This is a genomic window from Shewanella sp. MF05956, assembly GCF_059758055.1.
In genome coordinates this window covers 36,832-62,762 of record NZ_JCAYNV010000019.1, presented here as the reverse complement: position 1 = coordinate 62,762, position 25,931 = coordinate 36,832, and the positions used below count along the sequence as shown (strand labels likewise).

At 42.3% G+C, this 25,931-nt stretch carries 27 protein-coding genes and 1 riboswitch; of the genes, 22 read left to right on the top strand and 5 right to left on the bottom strand.

Annotation, left to right across the window (positions count from 1 at the left end; all coding sequences use genetic code 11):
• The first annotated feature begins 28 nt into the window (after positions 1–28).
• From AC19MX_RS18310 to AC19MX_RS18295, 4 genes are all read left to right on the top strand, one after another.
• The gene (locus AC19MX_RS18310) at positions 29–745 is read left to right on the top strand and encodes a ZIP family metal transporter (protein ID WP_498299368.1); all 717 of its coding nucleotides are present in this window, start codon (positions 29–31) and stop codon (positions 743–745) included.
• 66 nt (positions 746–811) lie between these two features.
• Positions 812–1,147, top strand: coding sequence for a DUF2306 domain-containing protein (locus AC19MX_RS18305; RefSeq protein ID WP_498299367.1), 336 nt, complete (start codon positions 812–814; stop codon positions 1,145–1,147).
• Positions 1,148–1,474: 327 nt separating this feature from the next.
• Entirely contained in the window at positions 1,475–1,918 is a 444-nt protein-coding gene (locus tag AC19MX_RS18300; RefSeq protein WP_498299366.1) for a GNAT family N-acetyltransferase, read from the top strand.
• 112 nt (positions 1,919–2,030) lie between these two features.
• Positions 2,031–2,900 (top strand): EamA family transporter, encoded by an 870-nt coding sequence (locus AC19MX_RS18295; protein ID WP_498299365.1) that lies wholly within the window; start codon positions 2,031–2,033, stop codon positions 2,898–2,900.
• A gap of 106 nt (positions 2,901–3,006) precedes the next feature.
• Here AC19MX_RS18295 and AC19MX_RS18290 read toward each other — a convergent pair whose 3' ends face one another.
• The gene (locus tag AC19MX_RS18290) at positions 3,007–4,041 is read right to left on the bottom strand and encodes a DUF7450 family protein (protein ID WP_498299364.1); all 1,035 of its coding nucleotides are present in this window, start codon (positions 4,039–4,041) and stop codon (positions 3,007–3,009) included.
• A 216-nt stretch (positions 4,042–4,257) separates the two neighbouring features.
• Between AC19MX_RS18290 and AC19MX_RS18285 the strand changes: the two genes are divergently transcribed.
• On the top strand, positions 4,258–4,905 hold the full coding sequence (locus tag AC19MX_RS18285; protein ID WP_498299362.1) for a hypothetical protein: 648 nt from the start codon (positions 4,258–4,260) through the stop codon (positions 4,903–4,905).
• Between the two features lie 17 nt (positions 4,906–4,922).
• Here AC19MX_RS18285 and AC19MX_RS18280 read toward each other — a convergent pair whose 3' ends face one another.
• On the bottom strand, positions 4,923–6,725 hold the full coding sequence (locus AC19MX_RS18280) for a tetratricopeptide repeat protein (protein ID WP_498299360.1): 1,803 nt from the start codon (positions 6,723–6,725) through the stop codon (positions 4,923–4,925).
• A 278-nt stretch (positions 6,726–7,003) separates the two neighbouring features.
• Between AC19MX_RS18280 and AC19MX_RS18275 the strand changes: the two genes are divergently transcribed.
• Positions 7,004–7,336, top strand: coding sequence for a DMT family transporter (locus AC19MX_RS18275; protein WP_498299358.1), 333 nt, complete (start codon positions 7,004–7,006; stop codon positions 7,334–7,336).
• Positions 7,337–7,446: 110 nt separating this feature from the next.
• Here AC19MX_RS18275 and AC19MX_RS18270 read toward each other — a convergent pair whose 3' ends face one another.
• Complete coding sequence (locus AC19MX_RS18270) at positions 7,447–8,610, bottom strand: iron-containing alcohol dehydrogenase (RefSeq protein ID WP_498299356.1); 1,164 nt, start codon at positions 8,608–8,610, stop codon at positions 7,447–7,449.
• Positions 8,611–8,861: 251 nt separating this feature from the next.
• Here AC19MX_RS18270 and AC19MX_RS18265 point away from each other — a divergent pair, with 251 nt between their 5' ends.
• The 6 genes from AC19MX_RS18265 to AC19MX_RS18240 all read left to right on the top strand — a co-directional run bounded on the left by AC19MX_RS18265 (position 8,862) and on the right by AC19MX_RS18240 (position 13,957).
• Positions 8,862–9,731 (top strand): AraC family transcriptional regulator, encoded by an 870-nt coding sequence (locus AC19MX_RS18265; RefSeq protein ID WP_432404107.1) that lies wholly within the window; start codon positions 8,862–8,864, stop codon positions 9,729–9,731.
• Positions 9,732–9,773: 42 nt separating this feature from the next.
• Positions 9,774–10,097, top strand: a complete 324-nt coding sequence (gene yqfB, locus AC19MX_RS18260) for a N(4)-acetylcytidine aminohydrolase (protein ID WP_498299355.1) — start codon at positions 9,774–9,776, stop codon at positions 10,095–10,097.
• A gap of 263 nt (positions 10,098–10,360) precedes the next feature.
• Positions 10,361–11,698 (top strand): coproporphyrinogen III oxidase family protein, encoded by a 1,338-nt coding sequence (locus tag AC19MX_RS18255; protein ID WP_188958710.1) that lies wholly within the window; start codon positions 10,361–10,363, stop codon positions 11,696–11,698.
• 78 nt (positions 11,699–11,776) lie between these two features.
• Positions 11,777–12,622 carry a PfkB family carbohydrate kinase gene (locus AC19MX_RS18250; RefSeq protein WP_498299353.1) on the top strand — a complete coding sequence of 282 codons (846 nt, stop codon included), beginning with the start codon at positions 11,777–11,779 and terminating at the stop codon, positions 12,620–12,622.
• Positions 12,623–12,848: 226 nt separating this feature from the next.
• Positions 12,849–13,541: an MOSC domain-containing protein gene (locus tag AC19MX_RS18245; protein WP_498299352.1), complete on the top strand. Its 693-nt coding sequence runs from the start codon at positions 12,849–12,851 to the stop codon at positions 13,539–13,541.
• Positions 13,542–13,597: 56 nt separating this feature from the next.
• On the top strand, positions 13,598–13,957 hold the full coding sequence (locus AC19MX_RS18240; protein ID WP_498299351.1) for a DUF4870 domain-containing protein: 360 nt from the start codon (positions 13,598–13,600) through the stop codon (positions 13,955–13,957).
• A 139-nt stretch (positions 13,958–14,096) separates the two neighbouring features.
• Here the strand turns inward: AC19MX_RS18240 and AC19MX_RS18235 are convergent, their stop codons facing one another.
• Together AC19MX_RS18235 and AC19MX_RS18230 are read right to left on the bottom strand one after the other, a co-directional pair.
• The gene (locus AC19MX_RS18235) at positions 14,097–16,019 is read right to left on the bottom strand and encodes a methyl-accepting chemotaxis protein (protein ID WP_498299350.1); all 1,923 of its coding nucleotides are present in this window, start codon (positions 16,017–16,019) and stop codon (positions 14,097–14,099) included.
• A 235-nt stretch (positions 16,020–16,254) separates the two neighbouring features.
• On the bottom strand, positions 16,255–17,904 hold the full coding sequence (locus tag AC19MX_RS18230; RefSeq protein ID WP_432404090.1) for an electron transfer flavoprotein-ubiquinone oxidoreductase: 1,650 nt from the start codon (positions 17,902–17,904) through the stop codon (positions 16,255–16,257).
• Positions 17,905–18,136: 232 nt separating this feature from the next.
• Positions 18,137–18,269: riboswitch (molybdenum cofactor riboswitch) on the top strand.
• Between AC19MX_RS18230 and moaA the strand changes: the two genes are divergently transcribed.
• The 10 genes from moaA to AC19MX_RS18180 all read left to right on the top strand — a co-directional run bounded on the left by moaA (position 18,257) and on the right by AC19MX_RS18180 (position 25,925).
• Positions 18,257–19,237, top strand: coding sequence for a GTP 3',8-cyclase MoaA (moaA, locus tag AC19MX_RS18225; protein ID WP_498299349.1), 981 nt, complete (start codon positions 18,257–18,259; stop codon positions 19,235–19,237). It overlaps the preceding riboswitch by 13 nt.
• Positions 19,238–19,349: 112 nt before the next feature.
• Positions 19,350–19,781, top strand: coding sequence for a cyclic pyranopterin monophosphate synthase MoaC (gene moaC / locus AC19MX_RS18220; RefSeq protein ID WP_432404232.1), 432 nt, complete (start codon positions 19,350–19,352; stop codon positions 19,779–19,781).
• A 49-nt stretch (positions 19,782–19,830) separates the two neighbouring features.
• Positions 19,831–20,079, top strand: a complete 249-nt coding sequence (gene moaD / locus AC19MX_RS18215; RefSeq protein ID WP_432404084.1) for a molybdopterin synthase sulfur carrier subunit — start codon at positions 19,831–19,833, stop codon at positions 20,077–20,079.
• A gap of 2 nt (positions 20,080–20,081) precedes the next feature.
• The gene (gene moaE, locus AC19MX_RS18210) at positions 20,082–20,543 is read left to right on the top strand and encodes a molybdopterin synthase catalytic subunit MoaE (protein ID WP_498299348.1); all 462 of its coding nucleotides are present in this window, start codon (positions 20,082–20,084) and stop codon (positions 20,541–20,543) included.
• 120 nt (positions 20,544–20,663) lie between these two features.
• Positions 20,664–21,497, top strand: a complete 834-nt coding sequence (gene modA, locus AC19MX_RS18205; protein ID WP_498299347.1) for a molybdate ABC transporter substrate-binding protein — start codon at positions 20,664–20,666, stop codon at positions 21,495–21,497.
• Positions 21,497–22,177 (top strand): molybdate ABC transporter permease subunit, encoded by a 681-nt coding sequence (gene modB / locus AC19MX_RS18200; protein WP_432404072.1) that lies wholly within the window; start codon positions 21,497–21,499, stop codon positions 22,175–22,177. Before modA ends, modB begins: the two co-directional genes overlap by 1 nt.
• Positions 22,158–23,276: an ABC transporter ATP-binding protein gene (locus AC19MX_RS18195; RefSeq protein ID WP_432404067.1), complete on the top strand. Its 1,119-nt coding sequence runs from the start codon at positions 22,158–22,160 to the stop codon at positions 23,274–23,276. The genes modB and AC19MX_RS18195 overlap by 20 nt, the downstream gene beginning before the upstream one ends.
• Positions 23,277–23,463: 187 nt before the next feature.
• Complete coding sequence (locus AC19MX_RS18190) at positions 23,464–23,925, top strand: hypothetical protein (protein ID WP_432404062.1); 462 nt, start codon at positions 23,464–23,466, stop codon at positions 23,923–23,925.
• A 7-nt stretch (positions 23,926–23,932) separates the two neighbouring features.
• Complete coding sequence (locus AC19MX_RS18185) at positions 23,933–24,616, top strand: response regulator transcription factor (RefSeq protein ID WP_188958739.1); 684 nt, start codon at positions 23,933–23,935, stop codon at positions 24,614–24,616.
• Between the two features lie 67 nt (positions 24,617–24,683).
• Entirely contained in the window at positions 24,684–25,925 is a 1,242-nt protein-coding gene (locus AC19MX_RS18180) for a sensor histidine kinase (protein ID WP_432404228.1), read from the top strand.
• The last annotated feature ends 6 nt before the right edge of the window (positions 25,926–25,931 follow it).

Below are 25,931 nucleotides of genomic sequence, written 5' to 3'. Positions count from 1 at the left end.
AGCTTTTTACGCTTTAAAGGATTAAATCATGTCTTTGCTGCTAACCGTTATAGCATCAACATTGCTTGCTGGTTTGGCTATGCCTTTAGGCGCCTTTATTGCCCGCTTTGAAAAAGTAGGTAATGAGTGGGTTGAACAAGAGTTCAGGCACAGTGTCATGGCATTTGGAGGTGGAGCATTATTATCTGCTGTTGCTTTAGTGTTGGTGCCAGAAGGGCTCGCACATCTTAATCCATCAGCTGCATGCATTTGGTTTATGGTCGGCGGGCTTAGCTTCATGGCCCTTGATATTTACCTTAATAAAATTGATACCCCTGCCACTCAACTTGCTGCAATGCTGTCAGATTTTATTCCTGAATCTATCGCGCTAGGTGCGGCTTTCGCAACCGGAAGCAACACTGCATTTTTACTGGCGGCGTTAATCGCGTTACAGAATGTGCCGGAAGGGTTTAATGCCTACCGAGAATTAAATGCCTCTTCTGCATATCAGCCTCAAAAAATTATAATCATGTTTTGTTTGATGGCTGTGTTAGGCCCTATCGCTGCAATGTGTGGTTATTTGTGGTTATCAGAATCCCCACAAATTATTTCAGCTGTGATGCTTTTCGCCTCGGGCGGCATTCTTTACTCCATATTTCAAGATTTAGCTCCTCAGGTAAAATTAGCAAAACGTTGGGCACCGCCAATGGGAGCCGTTTTTGGTTTTTGTCTTGGTATGTTGGGATTAATGTTAACCGCATCATGATGACCGCGCGGTATAGCATTACACATAAATTTAACAAGCATTAGTGTTGTTAACAGAGAGTAATATATGGATTACAGTCACTTATCTTATCTGCATTTAGTCACAGTCGTTCCAGCATTTTTCATTGGTACCTATTTGCTGATGGTTCGAAAAGGTACACCTAGACATAAAGCATTAGGCAAAATTTATATGCTATTAATGTTGTTTACCGCCATTGTGTCTTTATTGATGCCAGCACAAATAGGTACGTTATTTTTTAATCATTTTGGTTATATTCATTTACTCAGTTTACTGACACTTTACGCGGTACCTGCAGGGTATTTATACCCAATCAACTTGAAGATACGTGTTTCAGAGCTTCACCGTGTTTTCAATACTAGGCGCGTTAATGCGGTAATGTAGGCACCTTATAAATTAGCGCAACAACGTAGTGGAAACACGGTGAAACTCCCAAAGGGCAAGTTTTACACGCGTTTATGCTGTGTTATTGATTTTGGAAAGGGAACAACCATTCCCCGCAATCAATGCCTTGCCTAAACGCGTGTAAATTCTTGCTGAAATCGAGCATCTTCAGGTTGTTTGGGTATATATATTAAAAAAGGTAATGTTAATGGTCATAAGCGCAGCATGATTATTTTGTATTGTGGTGGGTTAATCGTTGCGGGCACGTTTGCCGTTATGCCTGGTCGGTTATTGCATAGTTGGTTGGTGAATTAAAGAGAGGGCATTATGGCTTATCAGTTTGTTGAAGGTACGGTAGGCGATATTGTCGCGGTACTTAGATTAGTGCCTGAGTTTGACAATAGCATCACGGCAACCACAATAGCCGAGCGTCTTACGGGTAAAAACAGTTTAATTTTAGTGGCTAAATGCGATACAACGCCCATAGGTTTTAAAGTGGGCTACTCGCTCAATCATGATGAGTTTTACAGTTGGCTTGGCGGTGTTGCACCACAACACCGAGAAATGAAAGTCGCCTCTCAATTACGTCAGTTGCAAGAGTCTTGGGCTGTTACCCATGGGTTTAAAGCGATTAAAGTTAAGTCCATGAATCAGTTTCCCAACATGTTACATATGCTTATTGCCAGTGGTTATCATATCTGTGGTTATGACAATAATGGTGCAACCACGAACAGCAAAATCGACTTTATAAAAAGTATCGCACAGGCATAGGATTAATTGCTTAATGGTATGACTTCTGTGCATGTTGATATTTAATACTGCTCGGTTTTAACGTGCTCATGTAGAATGCCGTTATTGCGTTTTTCATCTTTAGGTTTTTTCTATGCAAATCAATCGTGTACTTCTTACTGCTGTCGGCAGTGTGTTGTTGGCAATGGTAACGATTCAATCTGGTGCTTCTTTAGCAAAACAACTTTTTCCTATCGTGGGGCCAGAAGGCACTACGGCGTTACGTTTAGGTTTTGCCGCGGCCGTATTGTGGTTGGTGTTCCGCCCTTGGCGTGCGTTACCTCAGGGCCGAGATTGGCAAAGCATTATTATTTATGGGCTGTGCCTGGGCGGGATGAATATTTTATTCTATCTCTCCATCGAACGTATTCCCCTTGGGATTGCCGTCGCCCTAGAATTTACCGGCCCTTTAGCTGTGGCATTATTTGGCTCAAAGCGTAAAAGTGATTTGTTTTGGGTTGCCTGTGCTATTGCGGGTATTTTGCTGCTTATGCCCAGTTTGTCTAGTACGCAAGGGCTTGATGTCGTTGGTGCATTAATGGCTCTGGGGGCGGGTGCATGTTGGGCTGGGTATATTTTATTTGGCACTCGTACAGGCAAGCAAGCATCTGGCGGTATTACGGTTGCCCTCGGGATGACGGTGGCAGCTGTTGTATTAGTGCCTGTAGGCGCCGTTAGCCAAGGTTTAGCGTTAATCAGTTGGGAAGTCTTACCGCTTGGTTTATTAGTGGGAGTATTATCAAGTGCGTTACCATATTCATTAGAAATGGTGGCGCTGCGTAATATGCCTACTCAAGCCTTTAGCGTGCTAATGAGTTTAGAGCCTGCGATTGCGGCATTAGCAGGCTTTATTATTTTAAGTGAGCAATTGACCTTATTACAATGGTCCGCCATTGGTTTGGTGATTATCGCATCAGTAGGCAGTAGCTTTACTCCTAAAAAAGCGGTTGAGATGGGCGTGTAGATTTCTATGCGCAAGAACGTATTTTGTATTTTTGTTATTTTTCACCAATAAAAAATAGTCAGTGAAGGGACTCACTGACTATGTATAACCCTTTATCAATGTAGGTTTATAGTTGCTTTAATGGTTTTATTTCTGCTCTTTTCATTTCTCTTGGGAACGGCTTACCGGGTTTTCCTGGTTTTACTGGCTTTAAGTGTTTTTTACTCGAAGGAACACAGAACAACTCACGTTGATCATTGACTATCTGATCAGGTGCAAACTGGTTGTTGATTTCTAGATTGTAGTTTCCCACTTTGCTGTGCTTGATTAAGTCATAACAAACCATATGGCGCTTTTCATTTTGAACTTTATACATCTTGTCGTTGTGGATCTTGCTTGAAGGGTTACATAACAATACTGGCTTACCCAAAACTGCACGCGTTTTACCAAACTGATCTTCTATCATAATAGTTTCTTCGCGAAGGGCATCTCCTTTCTGCACGCCATAACATTGGAAGTGTTCTCCAGGCATATGGACTGCACCAGCGTCAACGATATCCCCACAGGCTGCGGTGAATACAGAATAGGTTTTTTTGGCTAAATTACTTGTCGACCAAGCCCAGCGGAAATTATTCGCATTAACATTACTGGCGAGAGGGAAGTTCATGGTTCCCCAGGGTGAGGTGCCTCCTGCTACAGAACCAGGCAACAGGTAAGGCGATTGGCCATTAGCTAAAGAACCTGCAATTAATGCATTAATTTGACTTGCATTAGGCCCTCCAGTTTGTGCCCAACCGGACGAGGGAGTCGTTGATTGATATGCCTTAAAGTGCCCAGAGCCTGTATAAATAGTATTATCACCCTTAAAGATGGCTGCCATACCTTGGGATACTGCACCATCCCCCCACGCAATAACACTCACTGAACAGGTTTCTAGTGATTGTGCTGAGTTGTCGATATCAAACTTGAATGATTCTATCTTTTTCCAATTACTGCCATTGGCCCCACGGTAAACCACTGTAGGTGTACTACCATTACCTGGTGAATGTACCACAATGAAATCGTTATCTGCTGTGACGTTAGCGGTTATTGGGGTTGCACAAACTATTGTTGATGCACTCATTAGACACATACTGATTAATGTTTTTTTGAGTATACTCATCCTGACTTTCCTTATTCTGGTTAGTAAAATGTTGAAGCATGCTTAATGACTTAAGCTGATTTAAAACTAACAGTTAAGATAAAAAAGTCAGCAAAGTTAGAGGGTTAAAAAGGGGGCGTTTTGTGTTTTACCCAAATTTACCCTAGTATTTAGTGGACTATAAAAATGGAAATGCATAGCGTCTAAGTTGATGCATTCATTCAAAAAGGATATTTTATGAAATACATATTACCCCTAGTCACTCTGCTTAGTTGTGCTGGTAGCGCATCTGCGCACCAACTTGCATTTAATGAACTCACGCCTGTCAGTGCCGCGCTTAAAACCGAAATCACTTTTGAACTGAGCGAGATGGATATGATTAAACAGTATCATTATCGTGCTCAGTACTTTGATATTGAAAAATGGATGATGAGTAAACAACTGACATTACATAATGATCATGTTGCTGCGTCACAATCGATGAACACTCGTCAGCTTCTGCAACCGGAAGTCGAAATAGATGATTTAGGGGGCTTTCATGGCGTGATAGACCCATTCACGAAGCTACAAGACAATAATGTTAATTCACCCGATCTTAATAGCGTAACAAATCGAATCAATATTGCAGGGCTTGTGGCTGTGTCGATGTGTAATGCTTATGCTTCGATTAATATCAAAGATCAAAATAATAATCTAATGCCTAAGTTTATTGCACCTAATAGCTTTTTAGTGGGGATTAATCCTGCGACAGCACAACAAAGTGATTACCGATTGACTGAAGGATTAACGTTTAGTTGTGTGTATAAAAATGTACTTAAGCCAGTAGTAAGAGACAGTGTTCGCGAGATAAAACTACAGCAACCATTACTTAAAAAAGGTGGGTAAGCCGCAAAATTAGTCAATTACGTTACGCCTAAAGACTCGCTCTTGATCACTTGCATAATTTGGTCAAGGTGCGAGGTCAATAATGTTCTATCATCGTTAGACAAGTTGCACTCAGACAAGATGAAGTGACATGTTTTAACCACATTACGCCACCGTGGATTATCAGGTAATTTTTTTACGTGTAGGTATTTATCTAAAGAGCGTGTTCTTAGACGGCCGGAATCGATAGATATCGTCCAAATTTGGCTTCTGTCGGCTAATTCTACTTTATTCGTTTTAGTGCTTTTCTCCCAAATACTGATGCAATCAATCATCGTATTCACTAATAACTCAGCAAATGAAGCCGTTAATTCTGACGGTGACAATGGCAAAGTTGCCTGCTGTTGGGTGTCGTCTTGTTCTGTTATATCGTCATTAGATAATAAAAATAATTGCTGTTTATGCGACTCGATTATGGTCATTAAATGCTGCTGGGTTTTACGTTTTCTATAAATATAAAAGCTCACAATAAAGCCAATTAACAAGCCAATACTGGTAATGCCAAGGATTAAATTAAGTAGCTTATCTATTTTTTGGCTCTTCTGCTGACTGGCAACTTGCTCTTCTGCTAATGCTCGTTGCACGCGTTCATTCTCTATGTCGCTTTGAATGACTGTAATGTTCTCACTGTATTTTTTTTCCAATAAGGCTTCGTGTAACTGTTGATATTTCTTTAGATAAACCAGAGACTCGTAGGGGCGGCCATTGTCATAATATAATTCGCTAGCATAGTGATAAATGTTCATTTTTTGCAATGAGTCTTGTTTCGTGTCGCTATAGTCCATTGCACTTTCAATAAATTTTATGGCTTGAGTCGCATCTTTTTGATGTGTGGCTATTTGGGCTTTTAAATAGAAAATTACATCATGAAACGAATGGTCGTCGCGGGTTAAATATTCCGATAATGTGTCGGCGACATTTAGGGCTGGAGTAAATTCATTGGCATTGATATGGATCGTCGCGACATTAATTAGCGCAGAAAGCCTGTCGTCACCGACAAGGTTATCGTTGTACGCTTCGATGACCTTATTACTGTAGAAATTTTTCTTATTGAATTCATTGTTTATATTATATATCTCAGCAAGATTTCCGTAGAGATGTGACATATAACCGATAACATGAAGATCTACATTATGAGTGGTGTAGCGTAAATAATGTTTAAGTGATAGTTCAAAATAGCGCTGTGACTCTTTAAATTTTTCGAGCTTTTTATAGATCAAACCAAGATTGTTGAGGGTTATCGCAGTATAAAAGTCATTACCTAACGCCTCTTTAATCGCTAAACTCTTCTGGTAGTAACTTAATGCTTTGTCATATTGATTCAAATACTGTTCAGTTAGTGCTAAATCGTTATAGCTTTTCGCCAGCCAAATTTCAGACTCTTGGGCTTTAGCAATGCTAAAAGCTTGTTCAAATAAGGTTTTAGCTTCTTGATAGGACTTTCTATAAAGTTTTTCAGCGGCTTTCTTACGTAACCAAAGATATTGAATTTCGATATTTTGAGTAAAAGTAGCGCTATTTTTAACGTCATCAAGCATTTGTTCCGCAGCGACTTTGTCACCTAACTCTTGGTTAATATCATATAAGATAAGTTGTAACTTGGCGGCGATGATGGGGTATTTATCAATATCTAATATTTTGAGCTGTTGGCTGCAAAAGCTCAGGCTGGCTTGAGGGGAAATCTGTTTTATACGGGCTTTACATTGCTCTAATGTTAAGCTGGTTTGTTGTGTCGCCTCTTCTTGGGCTGTTAACTTAGCCGCGGTTGCAGGCATATGCATCGAATAGATCGATACCAATGCAAATAGAAAAACAGCTGTAAGTCCCTGCACTTAACCACCAAGTTCAATCATTAATATCATTTAAGTATTATTACACCGTCAAATAGGTGCAATTTCAGTTAACATATTAACAACATAAACCGATAGTCAACGTAAATACAAGAGATAGTAGCGATTGGCCATGTCTAGAGTTAAGTAACCGTTCTAAAATCGAAAGCTGTTTTTTTATTACTTAGCCTTTATACTTCGCAGCTGTTTTGTCTGCGTAGAAAGTAAAAATGAAAAGTTGGATATTGTTAAGTGTGGCTATTTTAACGGAAGTGTTAGCCACTTCAGCGCTTAAAGCCAGTGATGGATTTACTAAAGTCGCGCCTTCAATCATCGTTGTAGTTGGCTATGTGTTGTCTTTTTACTTTCTCTCTTTGGCATTAAAAGGGATCCCTGTCGGTATTGCTTATGCGACTTGGGCTGGCCTTGGGATTGTGCTTATTACCTTAATAGCCTGGGTGATGTACGGTCAAAAGTTGAATTTAGGTGCACTAGTGGGTATGGGATTTATTTTGATTGGTGTGGTGATAATGAATTTATTTTCAAATGTGACGCCGCATTAGCGTAGAAAGACAGGTCAATCAAAAAGGGCTTAACAATGTATGTCATTGTTAAGCCCTTTTTAGTTGAGGTTAAGTCGAAGCAACCAAATGTTGCTTCGATTACAAGCTCATTACCACGCCATGTCTAAAATCTTACGGCTGGTGGCCAAATCGACTTTGCCACTTTCAGACAGTGCTGTCATGCCGTGTGCTTCTAATGCATCGACGACTAGCGAAAGTTGCTCTTGAGTGACACCATGATCGCGTAAACGTACAGGTAAACCCACTTGTTTGAAAAAAGCCTCTGTTTTATCAATAGCTTGCTCTACTCGGCTAACTTCATCACCTTCAGTAATATCCCAAACGCGTGCTGCATATTGCACTAACTTAGCGTGTTTTTGTTCTTTCAACACACGCCATAGTGATGGCAATACTACTGCTAGTGTTTGTGCATGGTCTATATGGAAAAGTGCGGTTAGTTCATGGCCAATCATGTGAGTAGACCAATCTAATGGAACGCCTGTGCCTATCATGCCGTTTAGGGCCGATGTCGCACTCCACATTAAGTTTGCACGAGCATCATAGTTTGTTGGCTCTGCAACTGTGATTGGGCCAATTTCAATGAGGGTACGCAAAATACCTTCTGCCATGCGGTCTTGTACACGAGCATCAACTGGGTAAGTCGCATATTGCTCAAGCACATGTACAAACGCATCAACAACACCGTTTGCGACTTGAATTTTTGGTAAGCTGAAGGTGAGTTCAGGATCAAGCATCGCAAATGTTGGGTAAGCACATGGGTGGTTTACGGGGAACTTGCCACCTTGATAGCTGACGACAGCAAAGGCATTCATTTCTGAACCCGTAGCTGGCAGGGTAGCAATAACACCAAGAGGAATAACCTTATCATTTGCTACTGGAACAGGCGTGAAGCCGTGATGCAGCAATGTCGTGGTATCGCCATCAAACTGAGTTGCCAGGGCAATAAATTTAGTGCCGTCCATCACTGAACCACCACCAACAGCGAGTAAAAAGTCGATGTTTTCTTTACGAGCAACTTCAACGGCTTTAACTAGTGTGTCGTACTTAGGGTTAGCTTCAATACCGCCAAATTCAAATACTGTGCGGTTACCTAATGCTGCTTTAACTTTATCTAGTGTGCCGAAACGTTGTACGCTGCCGCCACCGTAAGTGATTAATACTCGAGCATTTGCTGGGACCAGTTGGTCTAACTCTGCGATACGGTCTTTACCGAAAACAACATGAGTAGGGTTACGATAATCAAAATTAAGCATAATGGGGGCCTTTTGGTTTAACGGTGAAACAAATAAGTGGCTTATTGTGTATACCGATTTTTGATACACAACAGCAACAATAAATCATGTGGTTATGATAATCCTTTTCGTCAAAATAAACATACACAGAACTATCGTGTTCATGCCTATTTCTACCTATATTGTTATTTTATGACTATTTATTGATTATTTTAATGCCTTTTACTGCTTTTTTGGTAGTATAGATGCAATGGTTTTTTAAGGGGGAAGGTATGAATGAGATAGCAACATTAATGGCACAGCTTGCACCAAAAGAAGGGGTTAATAATACTCATTTGGCTGGGGTACGTATGTTTCGTGGCTCTCAGTATGCTTCTCGAGGGCCATTATGCTATTCCCAGGGAGTGTTGATTGTGGGTCAGGGCAAAAAGCGTGTGTATATAGAGGACCAAAGCTTTGATTATGATCGTCAGCATTCATTAGTGATGACCGTACCGCTCCCAGTAGAATGCGAAACCTTTGCCAGTATTGAAGAGCCTGTATTAGTGTTAATGGTTGATATTAACTTAGTGCAGCTAAATTACATCATCAGGTTAATGGATGAGCATCATCAAATTCCAAAAGACTTAAATGAGTCGCGCCAGAGTGGCTTTTTTATTGCCGACAGCACTGAAGACATGGACTGCAGTGTGATTCGGTTATTGCAGGCATTACAGTCGCCGTTAGAGGCAAAAGTGATGGGCGAGGCGTTAGTGCTTGAGTTGTTATATCGACTATTAGATTCGCCAAATGCCGCGCCGCTGTATGCCTTGTCGTTAAGCCATACCCGCTTGTCGAGAGTGGAAAAAGCCCTCAGTTATATTCACAAACACTATGGTGATTCGGTCGAGGTCGATACATTAGCGGGTTTAGTGAATATGAGTCCCTCCGCGTTTCATCGCTGCTTTAAAGAGGTGACATCATCGTCGCCGATTCAATATGTTAAGAAAATTCGCTTAAATAAAGCCAGAGAGCTACTGCAATTACAAAAGCTGAAAGTGAAAGACGTGTCTAGCCAGGTGGGTTATGAAAGTACGGCGCAATTTAGCCGTGAATTTAAACGTTACTTTGATCAAAGTCCTGGTGAATGCGCGAGGTTATAATGCGCATTTACATCGCGTTCGCTTATTGATGAAGGGATTAATATGTTTGCAGTACCGACAGAAATAACATTTTTTGAGTTTTTGACGCCATTAGTCGCGTCGGGTCAAAAGACGATTACAATACGTGATAGCAGTGAAAGCCATTATCAACCAGGCAGTATAGTTGAGGTCTTTACATTAGAAACTCATGTAAAAGTGTGCGACATCGTGATTTTGGCGGTTGAACCGCTGGCATTTGGTGACATCAATGAGTTCCATGCAACGCAAGAGAGCTTGCCATTGGATGAGCTGAAGCAATTAATCAACAAGGTTTACCCTAATCAACCAAGTCTATTTATGATTTCATTTTCGCTAGTTAAAGCCTAGCACTGGCGGGAAAACAAGGTATCTCCCCGTTATTTATAACATTTTACTCGTCGTGAAAAAAATCCTTAACAGCAGTGTCTAAAACATGATCTGCTTAACAATTGATTGACGCCAACCATGTTAGTTTGCATATCTATTGGCTAACTCACGTTTTAGCTGTCTCTATGATGGTATTTTTACTCTCTGCTTACAGTATACGTATTTAGCGTCGCGCTTTTTTATCAATGGTTTGCTCTCAGGGCTTCATTCAATTAGGATTTTTTATGTCTTCAATTATTCAATCAGCCAGCCAGGAGTTGATTAAACCTTACCAAGCGAATATTACCGTGCCTAATTGGATGATCAGTTCAATGGAGCGGGTGATGCAATATTATGTCGACAAAAACCTGCGCCTTGACACTATTTCGACCGACCGTATGCCTAAGCCGGTGGAAGGCAAAAAGTACATGCTGTACGCTCACATTCCGTTTTGCCATACCTTGTGTTCGTTTTGTACTTTTCACCGTTTTTTATTCCGCGAAGACAAAGCGCGTGAGTACTTTATTGCGCTACGCAAAGAAATGCAGATGGCAAAAGATTTAGGCTATGAATTTGAGTCTATGTACATTGGTGGCGGCACTACAACGGTATTAGAAGACGAATTAGCTCGTACCATTGAGCATGCAAAGAACCTGTTTCCTGGCATTAAAGAAGTGTCTTGTGAGTCCGATCCGCAACACCTAGCCAGCCCTGAATTTAAACAACTTAAAGGCCTAGTTGACAGAATGTCGATTGGGGTACAAAGCTTTGATGACGGCATTTTAAAGATGACCGATCGTTTAGATAAGTTTGGTTCAGGCCAAGAAACATTTGACCGTATTATGGCGGCCAAAGAGTTATTTCCGATTATCAACGTCGATTTAATTTTTGGTTTTAAAGGCCAAACTGACGAGATTATTCAGTCAGATCTTGATATGGCCTCTAAGCTCGACCCGCGCCAAATTACCACTTATCCGTTAATGATTACACACCAAACTCGTAAAAGTGTTAAAGGCCAGTTAGCAGCTCCTCATGGTGAAATGGTTAATCAGTATCGCCAGATTTTAAACAGCTTAACCGGTCAGTATAACCAGCTATCAGCATGGGCATTTGGCAAAACCGATAATGAAGGTTTTGATGAATACGTAATTGATTATGATGAATACCTCGGTGTGGGTTCAGGCTCATTCAGTTTTTTAAATGACACTTTATATGTGAATACATTTTCGCTTAAAAAATATCAACAACGCATCGCGCAGGGCCGTATGGCCGTTGAACAACAGAAAAAATATCAATTAAAAGAAGTGATGCAATATCGCTTCTTATTAGGCATGTTTTCGGGGCGATTATCGCGTCAGTATTTCCGCGATACCTTTAACGTGAATTTAGATACAGCTTTGTTTAAAGAGATGGCATCAATGAAAGCCATGGGCGCACTAAAAAATGATCCGCTTAATCCAGATGAATTGATTGTGACCGACAACGGCAAAATGCTGGGCCTATTGATGATGAAAGAGTTTTATTCTGGTATGGACAATGTGCGTGCGCAGTTACGTCAACCGTTGGCTGAGACTGACATGTAATTATGTCGATAGCCGTGTGATCTATGCCGATTTTGTTATACTGAATACTCTTTTTTCGGAGTTATTTTAGGTATCGCTATGGCCAATATTTTGTTACTTGCAAATATAAACTGTGACCGTATTTTACGGCTTGATAAGCCGTTACAAACCGGTGGCAGGTTTCATTATCAAGATGGCGGTTTGCGTTTAGGTGGCGGCGGTGCCAACACAGGTTTGGGTTTGGTGTGGGCTAAGCACAATGTGTCGTTGGTTAGCGAAGTTGGCAGTGATGATATTGGCGATTGGATTTTAGCGAAAGCGAGTACCCTTGGCTTAGATTGTCGCCTGGTGCATCGCTTTAGCGGCAATACCTGCGAAATGTTACTCGTCATGACACCCGATGGCGAACGTACCATTATTCGACCACAACGACCGATATTTGAATTACCCGCGGCGCCAGATTGGCAACAATGGGACGCATTTTACATTAACTCCTCCGCCAATGGTGCAGAGCTATGGGCGCAAGATGCCATTAGCCATAATCCAGATTGTATTGTGGTTGCGCAATTAGCTAAAGACCAACGCGAGCGACCTTGTCATGTATTAATTGCTTCTATTACCGATATGCAAGGCAGATGTAACCAAGCGCCATGGCAATTTGCTCAAACCATCGCGGGAAATGCATTACAGTATTTTATTGTGACAGACGGCGAGCAAGGCGCGATAGTTTACAGCGCTGAAGCAGAGCAGCATGTTCCAGCGGTTCTTGCTGATGTGGTCGACACCACTGGTGCGGGTGATGCTTATGCTGCTGGTGTTATCCATGGGTTATGTCAAAAGATGTCGATTACTGAAGCGATGCACGAAGGGGCATTATGGGCATCATTTGCGGTTGCGACGCAAAGCTCTATTCCAGGTGAGGCATTGCAAAACTATCTTGCGTAAATTGACTAGTGAACACCTGGATTGTCATTTTTATGTCATTAATCCCGTTTAATATGTTCATGTCTGATTAACTTGTATCGTATTACGCTGAGTTAACCGCTCACCTTACTTTTAACGATACATTCTCCCTGTTATTTATCGCCTTACTATCCACTAGTAAGGCTTTTTTTTGTCCGAAAATTGGGTATATTGACTGTACGTTGAAATGTCAGCAGGGATAAGCGGGATGAATAAAAATTGGGTTAATCGTATTTCGGGTTTGTATTTAGGTGACCAAGTGCAGATGCACAATGGGGTAGCCAGCTGTATTAACCAAAAGCATTCCGTAACACAACTAACTGTGCTATTTGATCGCGTCGTCGGTAATTGTGAAGCCGATCCTAAGCACCATGGTGGTTTAGACCGAGTATTACATCATTTTCCCCGTGAACACTATGGCCAGTATCGTCGTTGGGACTTAATGTCGAGCTTTCGTGATGCGCCGTCAATGGGTGAAAATATTAGTACCGTTGGCTTAAACGAGGCACAAGTTAACATTGGCGATATTGTGCAAATCGGTGATGTGACGCTACAGGTTACTCAACCTCGATCGCCTTGTTTTAAGCTTAACTTGCAGTTTGAACACCCTAAATTTGCCCTAGCAATGCAAGAAAGCCGCATGTGTGGTTGGTTTTATCGCGTTCTGTCTGAAGGTGATATAAAGCAAAATGACAGTATTCGTTTAATTGAACGAAAAACAGACATTAGTATTGCCAAGGCAATGCAGATTTACTTTTTACCTGAGTTTGATGTTATACAATATCAAATGTTACTCGAGTGCGAAGGATTAGCTCAAAGCTGGGTTAATTCACTCCAACGAAGAATTGAACAACACAATATAGAAGATTGGGCGATGCGCTTATACGGTAAAGCCAGTTAATTAAATACTGTTAGACAATAACGTATACAAAATAACAGCATGATAAGGAACATCGAATGTCTGAACCGACAGGTGAAGTAAGTAAACAAGCAAAAGATATGGGTTTATTGATCCACGCCGCAAGCTTTGCAGGTTATGTGTTTCCATTTGGTAGCGTATTAGGTCCGTTGATAGTGTGGTTGATGAAACGAGATGAGTTTGAGTTTGCCAATCAGTGCGGTAAAAATTGCCTTAACTTCAAATTGAGTTTAATGATTTATGCGATGATTTCAGCTGTTTTGATATTGGTGGGCGTTGGGGTATTACTGCTAGCAGCGTTAGCATTATTAGATATTATTTGTACGATTATCGCGATAGTCAAAGCCAGTGACGGCATTGCTTACCAATATCCACTGTCGATTAAGTTTTTGAAATAGACCATACAAGCTCTTGGTTTTTTACTGTGTAAAATTATAAATTCTTCTTGTAAACTTATCGCGAAAAAATGCCACTCAATTGAGTGGCATTTTTATATTAACGCGTGTTAAAGCATTGAGTGTGCAACGTTAAGGTCTGTTACACCTTAAATCGTGCTACTAAGACGTCTAGTCGGCTTGCGAGTTGGTTCAAGGCTTTACTTGCTTCAGCAGCCGCTTGCGCTGTGTCAGAAGTACGTTGAGTAATATCGTTAATCTCAGTCACGTTGCGGTTAATGTCTTCAACCACAGTAGATTGCTCTTCAGTGGCCGCGGCGACCTGGATGTTCATGTCGCTAATAAGGGCAATCCGCTCGCTAATACCGCTTAATGATTGGCTGGCTTCATCTACTGCAGTCACACCTTCTTTTGAACGGCTGCTCGATTGTGCCATAGCACTTACTGCGCGGCCTGCTTCTGATTGCAGCTTATCAATCATGGTTTGCACTTCATTGGTCGATGCTGCTGTACGTGAAGCAAGGTTACGAACCTCGTCAGCCACTACTGCAAAACCTCGGCCAGCTTCACCAGCGCGAGCCGCTTCAATCGCGGCGTTCAATGCAAGCAAGTTGGTTTGTTCTGAAATTGCGCGGATAACATCTAAAATACTGCCAATCGATTTAGTGTGAGTCGCTAGGGACTCAATGACTTCACCAACCTGGGCAACATCTTTAGATAGCTGATTAATGGTTGAACGTGCACGAGTCACCACTTTTTGACCATCAACAGATTCTGTATCAGCATCGCGAGCGGTTACTGCTGCTTGTGCTGCATTAGCGGCAATTTCATTGACCGTGGCGCCCATTTCATTAATGGCAGCAACAACCATCATGGTGCGGTCTTTTTGTAAATGGCTGTCGTCAAGTGTTTGATGTGCTTGATTTGATACATCAATTGCCGACAAACCAAGTTGTTGGCTGGTTTCAGAAACCTCAATAACGGTTTCCTGGATTTTGCTAATAAAGCTATTGAAGCCACGGGCCAATTGGGCTATCTCATCGTCGCCATTTACCGGTAAGCGCTGGCGTAAATCACCTTCACCTTCGCCAATGTTTCTGAACATTTCAGCAACTTGAGCAATAGGGCGGCTAACCGAACCGGCAACCAGAATGGCAATCGCAATGAATACACCAGCAATTAACACTGTCCATAACAGGATTTGATAAGCCGATTCTTCAAGTAAGGCAAACACTTCAGCTTCAGGGACTTGCGCAACTAAATACCAATCCATCGATTTAATGTAGCTACTGGCGATTAGCATGTCTTCGCCGTTAACATTGGCTTTAACGAGGTTAAAGTCATTCTTGTTGAGTAAGCCGTTAGTATTGGCGTTAGGGTATAAATTAGTTAACGTTGCCTTACCTATTTGGCTGGTGTCTTGGTGCAGTTTGACGTCACCTTTAGTATCAACTAAATATATAAAACCGCTGTCTTCAATTTTAAACGAAGCCAGTAAGCTCACCATATCATCTAACGATTTTGCCAGACCCACCAAACCTCGTCCATCAGGCTGTTGATAATTAATGTAAAGCTTAACATCGCCGTTACTAGGCTCTGTGAATACATTTAGCATGCGTTCTTGTTTACTATCGCGATAATCAAAAAACCAAGCATCTTGCTGTTGGTTTAATATGCGCAAAAACCCATCTTGGTTGTAATAAGCTGCGGTTTCACGGTCGGCATAGGATGCTTGAGCTAAATCATATTGATTTTTTATACTATTGAGTTCAGCGATAACGATTTTTTCTTGGTCTGCAGGACGACCATTTTCAAGCCATTCAAGCAACATTTTGCTTTTGGCTAGCTGTTCACCGGCGTTCATAACACTACTGATCTGGAGATCAATTTCATTACGAATTTGCATGAGTAAACTCGGCATTTCTGATTCAAGCATACGCTGCTCAACCACTAGTTTTGCACTTCGCTGACTTAGCAACCCAACTAACATGGTTGATAGCAGCACAGCAAATGCTACTGTGAGCAAGATTTTTTGCTTAATGGTAAGGGTGTTAAATGTATTCATCTACAACGGCCTCTAGAAGTTTCTCTTGGTTATATCGGTCACAATGGCAATAAATTGATAGTTATTTTGTATTTATTACTAAAGTACAAAATCGTGAATGGTGTAGGTCTTTGTGATGTTATGACGCTAATGATAGTCGAAAAAATAAAAAAAACGCACCTATTTTTAGGTGCGTTTTTTTGACAGTAGCCAATTAATTAACTATTGGCGAACAACGAGTTATCAACTAAATCGTTTACATGTTTGGATAGTTTGGTCCGCCGCCGCCTTCAGGGGTTACCCAAGTGATATTTTGGCTTGGATCTTTAATGTCGCAGGTTTTACAGTGAATACAGTTTTGACCATTAATGACAAACTTTTTCTCGCCAGCATCTTCGACGACTTCATAAACACCCGCAGGGCAATAACGCTGTGCTGGCTCGTCAAATTTGACTAAGTTAACCGAGATGGGAATGCTTTGGTCTTTCAAGTGTAAATGGCAACGCTGGCCTTCTTCATGGTAGGTGTTCGACAAATACACCGACGATAATTTATCAAAGCTGAGTTTTCCATCTGGCTTTGGATAATCAATCTTGCTGTATTCGCTCGCTAAACCCATTGAAGCATAATCTGGCGTTGTGTCGCGGAACGTTACAGGGAACTTACCACCAAACCAATTTTGGTCGATATAGTTAAATGCGCCACCGACAATAGTGCCAAACTTATGTAAAGCTGGGCCAAAATTACGTGATTGATAGAGTTCTTCATGAAGCCAGCTTTCTTCGAAGCGCTGCTGGAAACAATCTAGATCTTTACCACCCTCTAAGCCGGCAATTAACCCTTCACCTAGGGTGGTAGCAGCAATTATTCCGCTTTTAATTGCCGTGTGCGTGCCTTTAATTTTAGCAAAGTTCAAGGTTCCAGCATTACAACCAATGATTAATCCACCAGGAAAGCTCATTTTAGGCAGAGAGTTTAAACCACCTTTAGCAATTGCTCTGGCACCATAAGTTAAGCGTTCACCACCGGTGAGCGTTTGGGCAATCACTGGATGCGTTTTATAACGCTGAAACTCGTCAAATGGGCTTAAATGTGGATTTTTATAGCTTAAGTCGATAATTAATCCCACGGCGACCTGGTTGTCTTCCATGTGATATAAAAATCCGCCACCAGACGAGCCATTCACTAATGGCCAGCCGCCAGTATGGACCACTTTACCTTGCTGATGCTGCTCGGCAGGGATTTTCCAAATTTCTTTAAACCCTAAGCCGTAATGCTGAGGGGTTTTGCCATTGTCTAAATGGTATTTCTGAATAAGCTGTTTACCAAGGTGGCCGCGGCAACCTTCGGAGAATACGGTGTATTTAGCGTGCAACTCCATGCCTGGCATATAACTGTCTTTAGGTTGGCCGTCTTCGCCGACACCCATATCGCCAATGAGAATACCTTTAACGCTGTTGTCTTCATTAAACAGCAGTTCACTGGCAGCAAAACCTGGGAAAATCTCAACACCCATGGCTTCTGCGCGGTTCGCTAACCAACGTGCGAGGTTACCTACACTAATAATGTAGTTACCTTCGTTGTGCATGGTTTTAGGCACTAAGCTATTAGGCATTAAGCGTGATTTAGTGTCTGAATTAAGTAAGTAAATCTCGTCGTGGCTGACTTTGGTGTTTAGCGGAATATCTGAGTCGCGCCAGTCGTTGAATAATTCATCTAGCACGTCTGGTTGGAATACTGCCCCCGATAAAATGTGGGCGCCCACTTCCGAGCCTTTTTCTACCACACAAACGGTGATTTCTTTTTCGGCATCTTTTGATATTTGCATTAAACGACAAGCGGTAGCTAAACCTGCTGGGCCAGCACCGACAATTACGACGTCGAACTCCATTGACTCGCGTTCCATGTTCTCACCTTTCAAAGTATCCCGTTCATCGCGGGTTTATTGTTTTTCTATAACGATAGTTAAACGATCGTTTATCCTTTTACTCACCTTACCGCAAAATTCACTTTTGTCACAGTAGCAAACACAATCTTATCTACGTGAGTCGAGTCACAAATAGTAAACGATGTAAGCATTTCGAATAAGATATTCGCCTAAAGGGGTATTTGTAAAACCATAAATAGGCCTATAATTAAGTCTGACGGTTCTCCGAGCTTTTTGCCCTACGTCAATGATATGGGTATTTAGCCGTGGTAATTTTGCCACCGGGGTGAGTAAAGAAATGCACTTACCTCCCACACTTGGAAAGGTTAACATGTCCCAGTTACAAGACAATTTTGGTCGACGTTTTCATTATTTACGTATGTCAGTTACTGACGTATGTAATTTTAAATGCACTTACTGCTTGCCTGACGGCTATCACCCTGATGGTAAACCTACGTTTTTAACGCTCAACGAAATTGAAAATCTCGTTGCTGGCTTTTCTGCTGTGGGTACGCAAAAAATTCGCATCACTGGTGGTGAGCCCACCCTCCGTAAAGACTTTACCGATATCGTACGTATCGTTGCTAACACTCCTAATGTCAATACAGTGGCAATGACGACTAATGGTTATCGTTTACAGCAACATGCTAAAGAATGGTATGACGCTGGTTTGCGCCGCATCAATGTGTCGGTTGATAGCTTAGATCCTAAAATGTTTTACCAAATTACTGGCGAGAATAAATTCGACCAAGTTATGCGCGGTATTGACGCTGCACTTGAGGCGGGTTTTGAGCGAGTAAAAGTGAACGCCGTGTTACTTAAAGGCTTAAACGATAAGGATTTACCGCGTTTTTTGCAGTGGATTAAACACACGCCTATTGATTTACGTTTTATTGAGTTGATGGAAACCGGTTTAGGTCACGACTACTTCAATGCGCATCATTTAGCGGGTGTAGACATTAAAAAACAACTTGAGCAAAACGGTTGGTTATACGATTTACCCAGTGTTGATGATGGACCTGCGCAAAACTTCAGTCACAGTGATTATCAAGGCCGTATTGGTCTTATTATGCCGTACGCCAAAAACTTTTGTGCCAGCTGCAATCGCTTAAGAGTGTCAGCCAAAGGTAAATTGCACTTGTGCTTATTTACTGAAAATGGCGTGGATTTACGTGACTTGCTGCAAGATGCCTCTCAGCGTGATGAGTTAATTTCGCGTTTACATGGGCAGTTAGCACAAAAGAAAGAAACTCACTTTTTGCATCAGGGCATTACTGGTGTCACTAAGCACCTTGCCTCTATCGGTGGTTAATCGCCACCTTTCTTCGTTTAACGTGCGTCACTAACCTGCAAATTCTATTTGATAAGGTATTCATATCATGAGTAATCGTTTTACCCACATTAATGCCGATGGCAATGCTCACATGGTCGATGTGACTGAAAAAGCAGTCACAGAACGTGAAGCCAGAGCTGAAGCGTTTATCGATATGGCGCCAGATACATTGGCAATGATTATGAGTGGCAGCCACCATAAAGGCGATGTGTTTGCGACGGCTCGCATTGCCGGTATTCAAGCGGCTAAAAAAACCTCTGATCTTATTCCGTTATGTCATCCTTTAATGCTCACCAAGGTAGAAGTCGATCTTGAAGCTCAACCAGAGCATAACCGCGTGCGTATCACGAGTTTATGTAAACTGTCTGGTAAAACCGGTGTTGAAATGGAAGCGCTAACGGCGGCATCTGTGGCGGCATTAACCATTTACGATATGTGTAAAGCGGTGCAAAAAGACATGATTATTTCGCAGGTGAGGCTACTTGAAAAACGCGGCGGAAAATCTGGCCACTTTACAGCCTAGTCACTAGTGTAAGTTATTTATTATCGATTAAATGCATTGAGAGACCACTATGATCCAAGTATTATTTTTTGCGCAAATCCGTGAGTTACTCGGTACTGCGAAAGTGGAGCACAGTAGCGCCAATATCCATACCGCAGAACAGCTTCGCGCCGCATTGGCTGCCACCGATGACAAATGGGCTAAAGTGCTCGCATCAGACAAACTGTTAGTTGCGGTTAACCAAACTATTAGTCAATGGGATGCACCCGTAAAAGCAGGTGATGAAGTCGCATTTTTCCCTCCTGTAACAGGAGGTTGAGTATGAACGCAGTAACAACGGTACGTGTGCAAACTGAAGATTTTAACGTAGCAGATGAATACGGCTTATTGGCCAACGATAACCAAGATGGTGCTGTGGTAAATTTTATCGGCAAAGTGCGCGATTTTAATGATGGCAGTGTGGTCACAGACTTAACGCTTGAGCATTATCCTGGCATGACTGAGTCGGTTTTAGCACAAATTTGTCAGCAAGCCCGAGAGCGTTGGCCGTTAAATAAAGTCACCATTATTCATCGCGTTGGTACAATGGCGTTGGGTGAGCAAATTGTGTTTATCGGTGTCACGAGTGCTCACCGTAAAGCCGCGTTTGCTGCATGTGAATTTTTAATTGATTTTTTAAAGACTAAGGCCCCTTTTTGGAAGCTTGAAGCCAACGATGCTGGCAGCAAATGGGTCGAAGCTCGTGACAGTGATGAACAGGCTGCTAAAATGTGGCAAAAGTGATGTCGTGAACATCAGTTTTGCGCTGCTGAACTCACTTTTTTGCGAGCGAATGCAACAGTCATTACAATTTAACCATCGCACTTAAATGATAGTGTCGCTCAACCATAGGGTCGGCTATACATGTCTTTCTTTACGTTATCTATAACGCGTTTAATACGCCAAAGTGCTGTTGTTGCAACGTTAGCGATAAGTTGTTTGAGCCTTATTCTCCCTGTATCAGTTGCCCATGCGGCAGAGGCTCCCGCTATTGCCGCTGCGGCAAACATTAAGTTTGCCTTAGATGATATCGCTAGCCAATTTGAGCAACAAACAGGTCTAAGTGTGCGCATCAGTTATGGCTCATCGGGCAATTTTGTCACTCAAATTCAACACGGCGCTCCCTTTGAAATGATGCTCAGTGCCGATGAGTTTTATATTGAGCAATTACATAAAGCCGGTTATACCCAAAATGCAGGGGTTATTTATGCGATTGGCCGTTTAGCGCTTGCGGCACCAAAAAAATCAGAGCTGATTCTTGATCCTGATTTAGTCGGGTTAGGGCAATTTATTACTGATGGCAAACTCACTCGCTTTGCCATTGCCAACCCTGAACATGCTCCTTATGGTGAGCGCGCTCGTGAAATCTTAAAAGCTAAAGGCTTGTGGGATGCCGTGCAACCTAAACTGATCCTTGGCGAAAATGCCTCACAAGCGGCACAATTTACCATCAGCGGTTCAACTCAAGGAGGCATTGTGCCTTTGTCGTTGGCACTCGCGCCGCAATTTATCAAAATGGCTAATTATGTGGTGATCCCCGATGATTTATATCAACCGCTGACTCAACGCATGGCGTTAATGCCAAATGCCTCAGAAACCACAGAGCGGTTTTATCAATATATGCAAAGCCCGCCAGCCCAGAAAATCTTAAGTGAATTTGGATTTAACTTACCTAATACTACAGCGATGCACGACTAATGGATTGGCAAGCATTATGGTTGTCGGTCAAGTTGAGCTGCTTTACCGTTTTATTTTTGATCCCGTTAGCCATACTGGTCGGCCGAGGTTTGGCCTATTATCAATTTCGCGGTAAATCCTGGCTAGAAGCCTTAATTCTGGTCCCATTGGTATTGCCTCCTACTGTAATTGGTTATTATTTGCTGGTGGGCCTGGGCAACCAGAGTGTTATAGGTCACTACGTTGAACAGATTTTTGGTCAACAGTTAGTGTTTCAATTTTCCGGCCTTGTTATCGCATCTATTTTAGTCAATATCCCGTTTGCTGTGCAGCCGATACAGCGTGCTTATGAAACCATTCCGATTGATATTCGTGATGCCGCAGCCTGCTGTGGTATGAGCCGTTTACGGATTTTTATCAAAGTTGAGTTACCCATGGTATGGCCTGGTGTGTTAACTGCGTTAGTGTTGTGCTTCTCCCATGTATTGGGTGAATTTGGCGTAGTATTAATGCTGGGCGGCAATATTGCTGGTGAAACTAAGACTATTTCGATTGCGATTTATGACAGCGTGCAAGCGTTTGACTTTGATTCTGCGGGAATGATGTCGTTAGTATTGCTGGTGTTTGCGGTGAGTGCACTTGCATTAACCACCAGTATGTCACGGCGTTTAGGAGGGCATAATGGTACCTCGCAACGCTGATTTAGTGTGTCATATTAGCCAAGAATCACCGATACCATTAGCTGCAAACTTCACCTGTAAAGCTGGTGAGGTGCTCGCAGTGGTAGGGCCGTCAGGTGGTGGCAAAACCACCTTGTTGAGAATGATAGCTGGGTTAACTACACCTAAAGATGGTCAGATTCGATGCGGGGACGCCCTTTGGTTTGATGCTAAAACGTCGCTTTCGTTAACCCCACAACAACGTCATATTGGCTATATGCCGCAACATTTTGGTTTATTTCCGCATTTGTCGGCATTAGATAATGTGATAGCCGGGCTTGACCATGTGCCAAAGGCATTACGCAAGCAGCGTGCGTTAGATTGGTTAGAGCGGGTTAACCTTCATGGCTTGCCAGATAGGTTGCCTGCACAGCTTTCAGGTGGTCAGCGTCAACGTGTCGCGTTAGCGCGTGCCTTAGCTCGTGAGCCTTCAATATTATTGCTTGATGAACCCTTTTCAGCGGTAGACCGTGAAACGCGTGAGCGCTTATACATTGAACTTGCAAGATTAAAGCAACAGCTGTCAATCCCAGTGGTTATGGTCACGCACGATATTCATGAGGCCTTATTATTAGCCGATAAAATGATGCTGATAAGCCAAGGTAAAATGTTGCAACAAGGCAAACCATTTGAGGTATTGTCTCATCCACATGATGAGGCCGTCGCAAGGCAAATGGGCTTACGTAATATTTTTGATGGCCAAGTCGTTGAGCAAGACATTGAACGCAATATGACGTGGTTTAAGCTGGGTGATGAATTAATTGTTAGTGACAGCGCTCCTGCGCTCGTCAATGGCCAAGCCATTCGTTGGGTTATTCCCAATCAAGGTATCCGTTTTAATGCCATTAGCAGTGGCCGTTTATGCAAAAGCATTAATAAGCTCGATGTATTAATTGAGTCGGTATTAGTGATGGGCGAGTCGTCGCGGGTGATTGCGTCGGTGATTGGTATCGGTTCGGTATTTAATGCCGATGTGCCAACGCATTTGGTTGATAAGCTCGGTTTGCAAGCCGGTATACAAACAACCATCGCTTTAAAGTCCGAGCAAATTCATATCTTAAACGCCCCATCTTCAAGTTAACCTTTGGCGATAACGCCCTGTTTTACGGTATTTATGATCAATTATTAATCTTAGATTTCTTGGGACTTTGGCCGCGGTTAGGTAGAGTAGTGCGGTAATAAAATTTTCATTAATATAGAGGCTAGTGATGGTTCGGTTGCTATTAGCAATATGCTTTCTTCCTTGTGCCGTGATGGCAACTCCATCTATGCATACTTTGTTGATCAATGGCGAGTTTTTAAAGCCAATTGTGGTCATGGAGCAATTAGAACAACAAGACAAAGGCACAATTTGTGACTTTGATGTTGATGTGGAAGAAGGGTTACTCGTTTACAAAATTTCTATGGTTAACGTAGAAACACGTAAAATGAGTAAATATCAGTACCGAGCTTTAGATGGTGTGCTGCTAAATGAAAAATCATCAGTGTATAGCTCTGATGATGTTGGCTCTGTGAGCGCGGCAAAAATGCTCCAAGCCAAGCACATGACATTTTCTGCACTGGTCGCTTTAGCGATTGAAGATCAACAAGGATATTTAACGCAAGCGGAATTGGACCACGATTTATCCATTAGTTATCTCGAACTAAAACTCCTCAATCAAGATAGTAAGAATACCATTGCTTTCGACATTGAAACCTTACGTCCACTTCCACTGCTCAAATGGGATTAAAGACTCTATGACTAAGCGCATTTTATTGGTTGAAGATGACGCCACTACATTAAAATATGTGGCTGACGGATTTACTGCACAGAAGTATCAGGTAGACAGTGCAACAGATGGTCAAGAAGGCTTAACATTAGCCAAGCACAATCAATATGACTTACTCATTTTAGACCGAATGTTACCTAAGCTCGACGGCTTAACCTTATTGTCGGCATTGCGTACCAGCGGTAATAAAACGCCAGTATTAATCTTGTCAGCACTCAGCCATGTCGATGAGCGTGTTAAAGGCTTACGTGCGGGTGGCGACGACTACATGACCAAACCGTTCGCATTTGCAGAGTTATTGGTGCGTGCAGAAAAGCTGGTACAACGTAATGTTGTAGAGCCAGCCGCAACAGATATTGAAGTTGGCGGCCTGAAAATGGAGCTGCTGACGCGTAAAGTGACACTAGATGACAGTGAGTTAATGCTGCAACCAAAAGAGTTTCAGCTACTCAAGTATTTAATGGAACACCCTAATCAAGTGATTAGCCGTACCCTGCTATTTGAAGCGGTATGGGATTATCATTTTGACCCTCGCACCAATGTTATCGATGTGCATATTGCAAAACTGCGTCGTAAGTTTGAAGAACTTGGGCACGGTGAATTAATTGAAACAGTAAGGGGTGCGGGTTATCGCCTCTGCAAAGGCCATTAAGCCATATCAAAGTAGTGCGTGGCGCATCACGCTTATTTTCTCGACGTTAGTGACCATCTTAATTGTGATGTTGGTATTAAGCCTGTATCGACAATTAGTGATAGAGCAGCAAAACCAGGTTGATAAGCATCTTGCGGCAGAAATGCAGCGCTATCAGCAGTTAGCATTAACGGTTAATCGCCGCAGTTTTGCAGCACAGATCCGCGCCGCCGATCCTAAAACGGCGCTTATCGCCTGGCGTAACAGTGTTGATATGGTCGGGGCATTGACCTTTTTACCTGAAAACATGCCGCAGTTACCTGAAACCAAAGACTTTCCTATCTTTACCGGTGGCCCAGATAAGCTGCATATCTTAACGGGTGGATTAGTGATTACACGTTACGGTCCCGTGCTCATTGCTACCCGAACCGATCACCTCGCAACCCTCATTGAAAAGTTTATCAATGCTGCTTTCTGGGCTGTAGCCTTTACCTTAGGTTTAACGTTGGCATTGGGTTATATTTTCTCAAAAGCCATCCTTAGACGACTGGTCGAATACAACCGTTTAAGTGAACAAATTGAAGCCGGACATTACGAAACACGTTTACCTGTCAGTGACAGCCAAGATGAGTTTGACATGTTAGCGCGGCAATTTAACCTCGTGCTCGATACCTTGGAGCAAAACCTACGCGCCGTGCGTGGTGTCACTGATAATATTGCCCATGACTTACGTACGCCGTTATCGCATTTACGTATTGGGATTGAGCAACTTGCTGATAAACCCACTCACCAATTAGCCGATGCGACAGCAGAGTTACTTGAAGAGCTAGATCATTGTTTAGGCACGTTTGATGCGATGTTATCATTAACTCGAATCGAAGAAGGTCAGCAAACGCTTGATTTACAGCCAGTGAGTTTACAACAGATTTGCCAAGATTTATTTGAAATGGCTGATGCCATCGCCGAATCGCGCGATCAAATATTAGAGATTTCGCTGGAAAACGATGTGCATATTAATGGTGATAAATACCTATTATTCCAAGCGCTATTTAATTTAGTCGATAATGCGATTAAGTATTCACCGGTTGGTGCAGCAATTTGCATTAAACAGCGTGGCAAGCATATTCAGATTAGTGATAATGGTCCAGGCATTTTGGATGAAGATAAAGAGCGGGTATTCGACCGTCTAGTTCGTCTTGATCCGAGCCGTCATTACAAGGGCACGGGTTTAGGTTTATCGATGGTAAAAGCGATTTTATCGCGCCATAAAGCCACTATTTCATTAGATGACAATAATCCTGGATTGTTAGTAAATATTCATTTTAAATAACCCAAG